The sequence below is a fragment of the Wenyingzhuangia sp. IMCC45467 genome, assembly GCF_054111205.1.
Genome location: NZ_CM134196.1, coordinates 1077955 through 1090030 on the forward strand (window position 1 = coordinate 1077955; position 12076 = coordinate 1090030).

The window sequence follows — 12076 nt, forward strand, 5'->3', positions numbered from 1 at the left end:
AATTATTTCAATTTAGTATTTAATGATTTTAATCTAATATTAGTCAAAACCTTTTTTGTGTATAATGGAAAATCTGCATTCATAATCCAATTATAATAGCCTGGATTTTCTGTCAAAACCTCTAAAACTGTTCGGTTTTTATATTTACCAAACGTAAAAATTTCCACATCATTATCATTAAACTGTATAAAACCAGCAAAATCTGCTCTTTTTTGATGAGAAGAAAACTCACTCAATTTATTTACAGTTGTACCTATATCGTCGTATTTTTCTATTTGAGCTAACAAAATTTCATAAGTTGCATTGGTGTCTGCTTCTGCAGAATGTGCTCCTTCTAATTCTTTATTACAATAAAATTGATATCCTGCACTTAAAGTTCTTTGTTCCTTTTTATGAAAAATAGTTTGAACATCTACAAACTTTATATTAGTCAAATCAAAATCAACCTCTGCTCTTAACATTTCTTCGGCTAATAAAGGAATATCAAATCTATTAGAGTTAAAACCAGCCAAATCACAACCTTTAATCAATTCGTAAACCTTAGGAGCTAATTCTTTAAAAGTAGGTTCATTTATTACTTTTTCATTAGTAATACCATGGATATCAGAAGCTCCTTTAGGAATTTCTACTTCTGGGTTTACCAACCAAGTTTTACTCTCTTTATTTCCATTAGGAAATACTTTTAGTATTGATATTTCTACTATTCTATCTGAGGCTATGTTAATACCTGTTGTTTCCAAATCAAAGAAAACAATAGGTCTATTTAATTCTAAATTCATGTGATAATTAATAAGGGATAGTAAATTTAAACAATTCAATGAAAAGACTTATATTTAAAAGTATTAAATCCTATATTGTTTTATTAATGCATAAACTATTTTCGTACGGAACTATTCAAGATCCACTCACTCAACAATCTTTGTTTAAAAAAATACTTAAAGGTACAGCAGACTCTATTACTGGGTTTGATAAAAAAGAAATTAAACTAGGAAAAAACACCTACCCCATTTTAATATCTAATCAAAAATCGACTGAAATAATTAAAGGTACTTGCTATACACTAACCGAAAGAGAAATATTAATTTGTGATGATTACGAAGGAAAAGAATATAAAAGGATAGAAATTCTTTTAAACTCTAAGACAAAAGCCTGGGTCTATATTAAAGCCTAGCCCTAAACAGATCAAAACACTACCAATTAACGTCAAAAAACAACCACTCACCGATAGATACATACCATTCACCGAAATAAGAACTTAGAAAAAGACAATAGATGTAAATTTGAAGTAACAACAACTTTTTCATAGCAATCTTGATTTAATTATTAAGAGAAAAGGGTTTGGTTGAATTCATAGCAACAAATCATTCAACTAAACAAAAAAAGTTACTTAGCGGTAACAAAACTCAAATGTATTACACAATACATAAAAGCCTCAAGGAAACTTGAGGCTTTTTAAATTTACACAATATACCCACACCATCACGGATCATGGGAATCAATCTCAATAGTTGTGTGTGAATTACAATAGGTTTAATTTTGAGGTTAAATTTATTGGTATTAGAACTTACTATAAACCTTTTAAAACTTATACTTCCTGAATTCTTAATCGATAACTTAGATTTAGTAAAACAGAAAAAGATAGCACTTATTCCTGAAAATTTTGATAATGGAGATACTAGAAAAAATTATTAGCTAGAAGTAGATATTGGATCACTCCTAATATTTTTGCTTAAACACAACTATTAGGCATGATCCCTTTTTTTGGCTCCAAAAACCTAAAACCAATAAAAAAAGCCTGTGAAAAAATCACAGGCTTTTTGTCGGGGTGGCAGGATTCGAACCTGCGACCTCCTCGTCCCAAACGAGGCGCGATGACCGGGCTACGCTACACCCCGATGATTTAACTCGTAGTATAGTTTATCTCGAGTAATATCGAGAGGCTAGACCCCGAATAGTCATCTAAAAAAAAACACCAAATAAATGGTGTTCGTTGAGCGAAAGACCGGGTTCGAACCGGCGACATTCAGCTTGGAAGGCTGACGCTCTACCAACTGAGCTACTTTCGCATAATTAAATATATTATTTAGTATAAACTTAGAGCGAAAGACCGGGTTCGAACCGGCGACATTCAGCTTGGAAGGCTGACGCTCTACCAACTGAGCTACTTTCGCATAATTAAATATATTTAATTAGATAAAAAATTTGAGCGAAAGACCGGGTTCGAACCGGCGACATTCAGCTTGGAAGGCTGACGCTCTACCAACTGAGCTACTTTCGCTTATTTTTTTATTTGGTAATAATCTTATAAAAGAACTTGTAGCGAGAACGAGAGTTGAACTCGTGACCTCCGGGTTATGAATCCGACGCTCTAACCAACTGAGCTACCTCGCCATTGCGGATGCAAATATAAAGCATAACTCTGTTATAGCAAAACAAAAAATTAACTTTTTTTATGCAATTTTATAGTTTATTTAATATCAAATTGTTAGCCTTCAATAAAAAATTTCACTAAGCATCTTCGGAAGCTCTTTCTAATAATTTTTGATTAAATTCTTTACTATTTGTCTTAATTCCTAACTTTTTTAAACTTTCTACCTTCACAATTAGGTTTCCTCTTCCAGTTAACTTCTTCATTGTTGTGTCATATGTTCCTTCTACAGTTTTTAATTGTTTTCCTAATTTAATTAACTCTTCTGTTAAAGAAACAAATTGTTCATACAAACGGGTGGCCTGTGTGGCAATTTCTAATGCATTTCTTTGTTGCTTTTCATTTTTCCACATACTCTCTATGGTTCTCAGTGTTGCCAGTAAAGTACTTGGAGTAACAATTACAATATTTTTAGAAAAAGCTTTGTTATACAATTCACTATCTTGCTCTAAAGCCAATGCAAATGCAGGTTCTATTGGAATAAACATCAAAACAAAATCAGGAGATTCTATTTGATATAATTCAGAATATTTTTTAGCACTTAGTTGCTCTATATGCCTGTTTAAAGACAATAAATGCTCTTTGGTGTATTGAATTCTTTCTAACTCATTCTCTGAACTTACTAGTTTTTCATAAGCTGTTAATGTTACTTTAGAATCTACAATCATTTTACGATTGTCTGGTAAGTTGATAATGACATCTGGTCTTAAACGAGTTTTAGATTCCATGTCGGTGTCAAAACTTTTTTCTAAATCGTATTCTCTTCCTTTTTCTAAACCAGATTTTTCAAGAACACGTTCTAAAATCATTTCTCCCCAGTTTCCCTGGGTCTTACTATCTCCTTTTAAAGCCTTAGTTAAGTTTTCAGCATCTTTACTCATTTTATTATTCAAGTCCTTTAAACTTTCTATTTGCTGTCTTAAACGTGAATTTCTTTCTATCCCTTCTTTGTTTGTATCTTCCACCTTTTTCTCAAAAGACTGAATTTTTTCTTGAAGAGGTTTTAAAATATCATTGATATTTTTTTGGTTTTGATCTGAGAAGGTTTTAGATTTTTCTTCTAAAATTTTATTCGCTAAATTTTCAAATTCTTTAGTGAATTTCTCTTGTAACTTTTCTATTTCAGCTTTATTTTCTCTTAAATCTGTAGAAAGTTCTTCTGTTTTGGCATTGGCTCTTTCTAAAGAAACTGCTAATATTTCTTTTTCTTTAGATAATTCTGTTAACTGCTCTTCTTTTTGGTGACGAAGTTGCTCCAAATCAGCTTTAGCATTTTCAATCAGTTTTTCTTGTTCTTTTTTACTCTCTAACAAAGATTGCTCTAACCTAAGAATATTTTCTTTGGCATTATTTTGCTGATATTCTATTTCCTTTTGCAATAAATTGATTTGTTCATTTCCAGATGCCAAATCTTTTTCAGCTTGTAATCCACTAATTTTTTTAGCGGTTATAAAACCAATTAATCCACCTATTAAAAGGCATAAAAGCATGTATATCATTTCCATAAAAAAGAGTCTTATTTTAATTATCCTTTGTAAAAAGGCAACTTTACCACTTTGGCTTTTATTTGTTTTTTTCTAACTTCAATGAAAATTTCATCACCAACTTTACTATTCTCGGTAGTTACATACCCTAACCCAATAGCTTTGTTCAAACTTGGTGACATGGTTCCAGAAGTTACAATCCCAATTTCATTTCCATCAGCATTAACAATAGGATAATCGTGTCTTGCAATTCCTTTGTCAACAACTTCAAAACCGACTAACTTTTTAGCAACACCATTTTCCTTTTGAGCTAAAATGTTTTCCTTATTAATAAAATCTTTATTGAATTTAGTTACCCAACCCAATCCTGCTTCTATTGGAGAAGTAGTGTTGTTGATATCATTACCATATAGACAATATCCCATTTCTAAACGCAAAGTATCACGTGCAGCCAATCCAATAGGTTTTATTCCAAATTCTTTTCCAGCTTCAAAAACTTTTTCCCAAACCTGAGCAACCTCATCATTTTTACAATAAATTTCAAAACCACCAGCTCCTGTATATCCCGTAGCAGAAATGATGACATGTTCTATGCCTGCAAAATCACCAACCACAAATTTATAAAATGGAATGGAAGCCAAATCTACAGAAGTTAAACTTTGTAATGCTTCCGTTGTTTTAGGACCTTGAATGGCTAATAAAGAATAAATATCAGAAAGATTTTTCATCGCCACATTTAAGTCGTTATGTTTTTCTATCCAATTCCAATCTTTTTCAATATTAGAAGCATTAACTACCAGAAGATATAACTCTTCTTTTACACGATAAATCAACAAATCATCTACAATACCACCATCTTCATTTGGCATACAAGCGTATTGTGCATCTCCTATAGCTAATTTACTAGCATCATTAGAGCAAACTTTCTGAATCAAAGCCAAAGCATTTGGTCCTTCTAACAAAAACTCTCCCATATGAGAAACATCAAAAACCCCAACAGCAGTTCTAACTGTTTCGTGTTCTACTTTTACTCCTTCGTATTGAACAGGCATATTAAATCCTGCAAATGGAACCATTTTAGCTCCTAGTTGTTCGTGTATGTGTGTAAGTGCTGTATTTTTCATTAATAAAGGTATATTAAGTAACAAAAGTAAATAAAAAAATCCCCAAACTGGGGATTTTAATGTGGTGTATGTGCACAGACTTTAAGACTTTAAAAAACCTGTCAATCCGTTATAATCTGAAATTTTAATAGAAACCTTTGGTTTGTCTATTACAGCTTTAATTTGCTCTGGTAACTCAATAGTTTCTGCTACTCCAGGATATAAAACATCCATAAATTTAACAGGGTGAGCTGTTTCTAAAAACACTCCCTGAGTATTTTCTACTGTTTTTAAATAGTTTTTTAAAGCTAAATAACCAATAGCTCCATGTGGCTCTGCAACGTAGTTAAACTTCTTATATAAATGTCCCATAGCCGCTGTTGACTCCTCATCAGTATAAGAATATCCTTTTAAATTCTTACGTAGTTTTTCAATATCAAAATCATGTAATTTTTCTATTCTTATAAAATTACTTGGAGCTCCTACATCCATGGCATTAGAAATGGTAGGAATGGTTTTCTTAGGCTCGTAAACTCCAGATTCTAAATAAGCAGGAACTACTCTATTAACATTGGTACCTGTGATAAATTCTTTAATAGGCAATCCTAATTTTTGAGCAATCATTCCTGCACAAATATTTCCAAAGTTTCCGCTAGGAACAGAGAATACAATGTCTTTTGATTTATCTTTTAATTGTTTGTAAGCAAAGAAAAAGTAAAATGCTTGCGGTAACCAACGAGCTACATTGATAGAATTTGCAGATGTTAATGTTCTATATTCCTTTAAAGACTCATCTAAAAAAGCTGTTTTTACCATGTCTTGACAATCATCAAAAGCCCCTTCAACTTCTAAAGCAGTGATATTTTGTCCTAAAGTAGTTAATTGTTTTTCTTGTACATCAGAAACTTTACCACTAGGATATAAGATAACCACTTTAACACCATCAACACCTAAGAAACCACTTGCAACAGCTCCTCCTGTATCACCAGAAGTAGCTACCAACACAGTAACATCGTTAGTATTGTTTTCTTTTTGATTAAAATATCCTAAACAGCGAGCCATAAAACGAGCTCCCACATCTTTAAAAGCCATGGTTGGTCCGTGAAATAACTCTAAAGAACCTATGTTTTCTTCAATAGGTACTACTGGAAAATCGAAACATAAAGTCTCTTTAACGATCTCTTTTAAATCCTCAGCAGGAATTTCATCACCTACAAATTGTTTGATGATTTCGTAAGCAATTTCATCATTGCTATAGTTATCTAAATTCTGGATAAAATCTTGAGATAACGGTGTAATACTTTCTGGAAAATACAATCCTTTATCTGGAGCAATTCCATTTACAACAGCATCTCTAAAAGATACTGAAGGTGCATTTTCGTTTAAACTAAAATATTTCATTTTTTACTTATTGTTTGTTCTGTTCTAGACTTTGCTTGAACACCCAAATATTTATAATTTACTTCTCGATACAATTTTTTCGTGTCTCAAAAATCACTCGAAGTGACATCTCATATACCTTTTGATCGATCCTAATTACTAGATACTATTTTAATCCCTTGATCATTAATTTTTGAGATATGAATATCATAATCTACTCCAATTTTACCATAAACAGATTTCATAGCCTCTGCTACTTTATGTGCTGTTTCTTCACCTTTACTTAAAGCAAAAATAGAAGGGCCTGAACCTGAGATTCCTGAACCTAAAGCACCTGCTTTTTTACATTCTTGCTTTACCAAATCAAAAGCTGGAATTAAAATAGAACGAATAGGTTCTACAATTTCATCGTGTAATGATCGAGAAAGCAAATCATAATCTTCCGTATACAAAGCACTTACCAGAGCTCCAATATTTCCCCATTGGGTAATGGCTGTTTTTAATCTTAATTTACTTTTTAAAATTTGACGAGCATCTGCTGTTTTAACTTCAATTTGCGGATGAATAACAGTAGCATATAATTCTGATGGTGTATGTAATTTTATAACATCTAAAGGAGTGGTAGCACGCACTAATGTAAACCCTCCTAATAAAGCAGGAGCTACATTATCGGCATGGGGAACACCACTTGCCAACTCTTCACCTTTCATAGCAAACTCAATTAAATCATGATTGCTAAACGGTTTTCCTAATAATTCATTTACACCATAAACAGCACCAGCACTACTTGCAGCAGAACTACCAATACCACTACCTGGTTTTATGTTTTTATAAATTTCTATTTCAAACCCATCAATAGTGTTATTTAACTTTTCTAACATAGCTAAAACAGCTACCCCGGCTACATTTTTTTCTGTAGCTAACGGTAAGTCTTGACCTATTATTTTTGTGATTTTAACACCAGGTGTCTCTACTTTACGGATAACCATTTCGTCACCTGTAGTATCAAGACACAAACCTAACACATCAAAACCACAAGAAACATTGGCAATGGTACCTGGGCAAAATAATTTTATTTCTTTCATTTTATTATAGTATTTAGTACCGAGTACTGAGTACAAAGATTTCTCTTTGTAACAGAACTAAGTACTGTGTACTGAATACTTTGTACTAATTTATCCTTTCCCTATTCTAATAATATCAGCAAAAATACCCGAAGCTGTTACATCTGCTCCAGCTCCTGCTCCTTTTACAATTAATGGATATTCTGGGTATCTTTCTGTAAAGAACAACACAATATTATCACTTCCTTGTAAGTTAGAGAACGGATGTTTACTATCAACTTCTTGTAAAGAAACATTTGCTTTACCATTTACAAATTCAGCCACATATTTTAATTCAGCATTATTTGCAGCAGCTTTTTCTTTGATAGCTTCAAAATGAGCTGCCTCAGAAATTAATGTCTTTTTAAAATCAGCAATAGAACCAGCTTCTAAACTAGATTTTGGTAAGAAAGATTTATTTTCTATATCTTCTAAATTCAATTTTGCTCCGCTTTCACGAGCTAAAATTAATATTTTACGAGCTACATCTACCCCACTTAAATCAATTCTTGGATCTGGTTCTGTAAACCCTAATTCACCAGCTTCATCAACAATTTTCGCAAAATTTGCATCTCCCACAAATGAGTTAAAAATAAAGTTTAATGAACCTGAAGCTACGGCTTGAATTTTAATGATTTGATCACCAGATTGTACCAAATTATTTAATGTATTAATAATTGGCAATCCAGCTCCAACATTTGTTTCGAACAGATAAGGAGCATTAAACTCTTGAGATAGCTTCTTTAACTGAGCATATATTTCATAATCTGAAGAAGCAGCTATTTTGTTACAAGTAACCACTCCTATGCTTTCTTTTAAATAACTAGCATATAAACCAGCAATAGTTTCATTAGCAGTATTGTCTACAAAAACACTATTACTTAAGTTCATTTCTTTAACATACTCATGGAATAAATCAAGATTTAGCTCTTCACCATTGTCTATTAAGTTTTGTTTCCAATCATTAGAAAGATCTATTCCTTCTTCATTGAATATCATTTTTTTAGAGTTTGCCATTCCAACAACCTCTATACTCAACTGCAATTTATCTAATAAATAAGCTTTTTGCTTTTCTATTTGTTCTAATAATTTTCCCCCAACATTACCAACACCAACAACAAACAAGTTTAACTTGGTAATATGTCCTTCAAAAAACTCAGCATGTAATCCGTTCAATGCTTTTTTTACATTTTTAGCATCTATTACAGTAGATATATTTCTCTCTGAAGCTCCTTGAGCAATGGCATGAATGTTTACATTATCTTTTCCTAAAGCACTAAACATTCTACCACTAATTCCCTGATGGCTTTTCATTTCTTCTCCAACAATGGCTACAATAGCCATTTTATTTTCGATATGTAAAGGATCTATTTTCCCTAAACTTAATTCATATGCAAATTCTTCTTGAATGGCTAGTTCGGCTTTTTCAACATCACCTCCATCAATAGCAATACAAATAGAATGTTCCGAAGATGCTTGAGTGATTAAAATAACATTAACTTTTTTATCAGACAAAGCACTGAACAATCTTTTAGAGACTCCTGGAATCCCTATTAATCCATTACCTTCTACTGTTGCCAAAGCAATATTGTCTATATGACTAATTCCTTTTACTACACCTCCTCCTTTTATATTTTCATTGGTAATAAAAGATCCTGATTCTTCAGGTTTAAAAGTGTTCTTAATATATAATGGAATATTTTTATTCATTACTGGCTGTACTGTTGGCGGGTGTAAAACAGAAGCTCCAAAGTGAGACAATTCCATTGCTTCACTATAAGATAAAGTCTTTATAGGTCTTGCTTGTTTTACCAACTTAGGATTAGCAGTATACATTCCACTTACATCTGTCCATATTTCTAATTGATCCACTTCTAGAGCAGCTGCTAAAATAGCAGCAGTATAATCAGAACCTCCACGACCTAAAGTCGTTTTTTCACCTTCTTCATTACGAGCAATAAACCCAGGTAAAACTGTAATATCGTGTTTGTGCTTCCCAAAATATTCTTTGATATTGATATCGGTAAGATCTATAATAGGAGCGGCATTTCCAAAATTACTATTTGTTACAATTAACTCACCAGTATTTTTATACACTGCATCAATTTCTTGACACTGTAACGCCTTGGTTATAATAAAAGTTGATAAGAACTCACCGTAACTCACAATAGTATCATTGGTTTTTGCAGAAAGTTCTTGTAATAAAAACACACCTTCTAGTATGTTTTCCAATTCATTAAATATTTTTTTAACCCCACTTAAAACTCCACTTTGATTGTTTACAGGTATCAATTCTCTAACAACATCAAAATGATAACTTTCTAATTCACTTAAATCAGTATTATAAGTATCGTCTTGTTTTTGAGCTTTTGATGCCATGCTAATTAAAGCATCTGTAGTTTTATTGATGGCAGAAAAAACAACTGCTATTTGATGGTTTTCGCTATTTGATTTTAAAATATTAATAACACGATTAATATTTGCTGCTGAGGCGATTGAAGTCCCTCCGAATTTTAAGATTTTCATATAAATGTAGGAATGATTGAGAAAAAAAACAGTACTTGATGTTTAATGAAAGTCATATCAATTAAAGTACAAGATTTTACGGTTTATATATATAAATAACAAAGACAACCCCAAAGGGTAGTAAAGAAAGAAGTTGTTAAATATGTAGTCTCTGTATTTTTCACGCATCAAAATTAAGAAATTATTTAAAAAAACCACCTCTAAATTTCATAAAATTAAATATAAATAATACAATAAAACCTTTGATATCTCATATATACTTATTAAGAATTGTATATTTGCGCTACTAATTAGTAAAGACAATCAAATAATATGTCAATAAAAGATATTACAAACATTTCTTATGAAAGTTTTTTAAAGGATTTTAAAGATACTTTAAAAAGTGTTTTTTATGAGAAAGATGATATCCAAAAGTTTAGCCAAGTAAGAGGGTTTCCCTCTTTGGTTTTTAGAGATATCATGGCAAAAAAGCCTTTATCAGTAGCAATTCCTACTGAATATGGAGGAAGAGGAGTAAAAGTAAAAGAATGCTTAGGGATATTAGAAGCCGCTTCTTACGAATCTTTACCTCTTTCTTTAACCTTTGGAATTAATATAGCATTATTTTTAGAACCAGTAGCAAAATACGCTAAGCCAGAAGTGAAAGCTCCTATTTTTAAGCGTTTTTTAGAAGAAAGAAATATGGGAGGGTTAATGATTACAGAACCTAGTTTTGGATCGGATGCCTTAAGTATGGAAACTTCTAATACCTACAAAGATGGAAAATACCATATTGAAGGATATAAACATTGGCAAGGTTTAACAGGTTTAGCAGATTATTGGTTGATTACTTCTCGTAAAAAAGGAGAAGATGGAAGATTAGGTAGAGATATCGATTTTTTTATTGCTGATAATCAAGATCCAGAACAAAGAGTTATTGTTGATGAATATTACAACAACGCTGGTTTATATGCTATTCCATACGGAAACAATAAATTAGACTTAAAAGTTCCTGAAAATCAAAAATTAGAAGGAAGTAGTACAGGTATTAAATTAATGTTAGATTTATTACATCGTTCTAGAATGCAATTCCCTGGTATGGCTATGGGATTCATTAAAAGAATGATGGACGAAGCTATTGAACACTGTACCAACAGAATTGTAGGTGGTAAAAACTTATTAGCTTTAGATAAAGTAAAAGAGCAAATAGCCAACATTCAGTCGGCTTTTACAGTATGTTCTGCCATGTGTGCTCGTAGTGCTGAACACAGTGGTATTGATAATGAATTAGCTATGGATCAGGTAGAAGCCAATAGTATGAAATCTGTAATTACAGATATGATGCAAGCCTCTGCTCAAACCTTAGTACAATTATCTGGTTCTTCTGGTTACAAAGAAGAAAATATTGGTGCTAGAGGAATAATGGACAGCAGGGCTTTTATGATTTTTGAAGGATCTAACGAGATGTTATATACTCAAATATCTGAAGCTGTAATGAAATTGATGAAGCGTAAAAAAATCACCAATTTATTCGACTTCTTAAAAGAATATGATTTAACTATTAAATCTTCAGAATTTTTTAAAGATATTTTAAACTTTAACCTTAATATGGAGCTACCTCAACGTAAAATGGTAGATTTAGGAAGGATTATTGGTAGAGTAGTTTCTGCAAACTTTGTTGTTGATTTAGGAATTAAAGGTTTTAGAGCCGATTTGGTTTCTGAATGTATTACTTCTTTAAAACACGAAGTAACTGCCTGTGTAAGTTCTCTTACTTTCCAAGAAAACACAAACTTAATTACTGATTATAAACAAGATAGTACTTGGCTAAATTTAGTCTAAGTTTTTCTTAATGAAATAGATAGGTAGCGGTGTTTTTACACCGCTATTTTTTTTGAAAAAAGTTTTATTTTTTCATTGCACAACTGTGATTAAGTTGTATATTTGCCACCGCTAACAGCAACGGTCTGGTAGTTCAGCTGGTTAGAATACCTGCCTGTCACGCAGGGGGTCGCGGGTTCGAGTCCCGTCCAGACCGCAAGAGAAAAATTAATCTCTTTCAAAACCTTATAA

Annotated in this window: 8 protein-coding genes and 6 tRNA genes; 3 read left to right on the forward strand and 11 right to left on the reverse strand. The window is 31.9% G+C overall.

Annotated elements, in window-relative coordinates; all coding sequences use genetic code 11:
* Window positions 1–2 precede the first annotated feature (2 nt).
* On the reverse strand, window positions 3–779 hold the full coding sequence (locus ACXGQT_RS04535; RefSeq protein ID WP_457830218.1) for an exonuclease domain-containing protein: 777 nt from the start codon (window positions 777–779) through the stop codon (window positions 3–5).
* A gap of 38 nt (window positions 780–817) precedes the next feature.
* Between ACXGQT_RS04535 and ACXGQT_RS04540 the strand changes: the two genes are divergently transcribed.
* Entirely contained in the window at window positions 818–1171 is a 354-nt protein-coding gene (locus ACXGQT_RS04540) for a gamma-glutamylcyclotransferase (RefSeq protein ID WP_457830219.1), read from the forward strand.
* A 649-nt stretch (window positions 1172–1820) separates the two neighbouring features.
* Here the strand turns inward: ACXGQT_RS04540 and ACXGQT_RS04545 are convergent.
* From ACXGQT_RS04545 to thrA, 10 genes are all read right to left on the reverse strand, one after another.
* Window positions 1821–1895: transfer RNA gene (locus ACXGQT_RS04545), tRNA-Pro, on the reverse strand.
* 98 nt (window positions 1896–1993) lie between these two features.
* Window positions 1994–2066 (reverse strand) — tRNA-Gly (locus tag ACXGQT_RS04550).
* A gap of 32 nt (window positions 2067–2098) precedes the next feature.
* Window positions 2099–2171: transfer RNA gene (locus ACXGQT_RS04555), tRNA-Gly, on the reverse strand.
* Between the two features lie 34 nt (window positions 2172–2205).
* A tRNA-Gly gene (locus ACXGQT_RS04560) sits at window positions 2206–2278 on the reverse strand.
* 39 nt (window positions 2279–2317) lie between these two features.
* Window positions 2318–2391: transfer RNA gene (locus ACXGQT_RS04565), tRNA-Met, on the reverse strand.
* Between the two features lie 117 nt (window positions 2392–2508).
* Entirely contained in the window at window positions 2509–3933 is a 1425-nt protein-coding gene (gene rmuC, locus ACXGQT_RS04570) for a DNA recombination protein RmuC (protein WP_457830220.1), read from the reverse strand.
* A 20-nt stretch (window positions 3934–3953) separates the two neighbouring features.
* Complete coding sequence (gene gcvT, locus ACXGQT_RS04575) at window positions 3954–5036, reverse strand: glycine cleavage system aminomethyltransferase GcvT (protein ID WP_457830221.1); 1083 nt, start codon at window positions 5034–5036, stop codon at window positions 3954–3956.
* 81 nt (window positions 5037–5117) lie between these two features.
* Complete coding sequence (thrC, locus tag ACXGQT_RS04580) at window positions 5118–6416, reverse strand: threonine synthase (protein WP_457830222.1); 1299 nt, start codon at window positions 6414–6416, stop codon at window positions 5118–5120.
* A 131-nt stretch (window positions 6417–6547) separates the two neighbouring features.
* Window positions 6548–7480 carry a homoserine kinase gene (locus ACXGQT_RS04585; RefSeq protein WP_457830223.1) on the reverse strand — a complete coding sequence of 311 codons (933 nt, stop codon included), beginning with the start codon at window positions 7478–7480 and terminating at the stop codon, window positions 6548–6550.
* A 90-nt stretch (window positions 7481–7570) separates the two neighbouring features.
* Complete coding sequence (gene thrA / locus ACXGQT_RS04590) at window positions 7571–10024, reverse strand: bifunctional aspartate kinase/homoserine dehydrogenase I (RefSeq protein WP_457830224.1); 2454 nt, start codon at window positions 10022–10024, stop codon at window positions 7571–7573.
* 312 nt (window positions 10025–10336) lie between these two features.
* On the opposite strand from thrA, the gene ACXGQT_RS04595 reads away from it, so the two are divergent.
* Both ACXGQT_RS04595 and ACXGQT_RS04600 read left to right on the forward strand, forming a co-directional pair.
* Entirely contained in the window at window positions 10337–11845 is a 1509-nt protein-coding gene (locus ACXGQT_RS04595; RefSeq protein ID WP_457830225.1) for an acyl-CoA dehydrogenase family protein, read from the forward strand.
* A 122-nt stretch (window positions 11846–11967) separates the two neighbouring features.
* Window positions 11968–12041, forward strand: a tRNA-Asp gene (locus ACXGQT_RS04600).
* Window positions 12042–12076 lie beyond the last annotated feature (35 nt).